The sequence below is a fragment of the Vibrio sp. 811 genome, from assembly GCF_033339195.1.
Genome location: NZ_JAWOUB010000898.1, coordinates 1 through 530, shown reverse-complemented (window position 1 = coordinate 530; position 530 = coordinate 1). Strand labels below are relative to the sequence as shown.

At 47.4% G+C, this 530-nt stretch carries 1 pseudogene; it reads right to left on the bottom strand.

What is annotated here, in order from left to right:
• Positions 1-530: pseudogene (locus R7Q46_RS30010) on the bottom strand (multidrug transporter); the annotation flags it as partial.

Genomic DNA, 530 nt, shown 5'->3' with positions numbered 1-530 from the left:
CTCGGGTGAGATACCATTTTTCCGCAAGCAACCAAATGCCCATCAATAAACCAAATACGATACTGATCTGGCGCAGCGCGACAACTAAGCTCACGTTGTCTGTCATCGTCATCGCAAACAGAACCAATCCATAAGTCGATGCCATCATAATGCCAGCCATACTTGCACTTTTTCGGATTCGCCAAGCCGCTTGCAACTCTTGCTCATTTCTGGTGATCAGACACCAAAGTAAAACGGGTAAGCCCATCGCCCAAAACTGCGCACCAAGATAGAAGATAGCGCTGTATTGATCGTTGAAAATAGTTGATGCTTGCTGAGTCAGTAACGTTAATGCCTCTTTGTCCACCACAGAGTAACCTGTCGTGCCAATTGCCGCGATCAACGCCCAAAACACGCCTACATTTAGATACGCCACCAAAGAAACTTGGCGAACATGAGTCAACGGAACCAAAATGCAGCCAAAGGTGATCAACACAAAACCAAGCCACTGTTGAGATGAAAGCGCATGGCCGAGTGCAACACTGAACCCT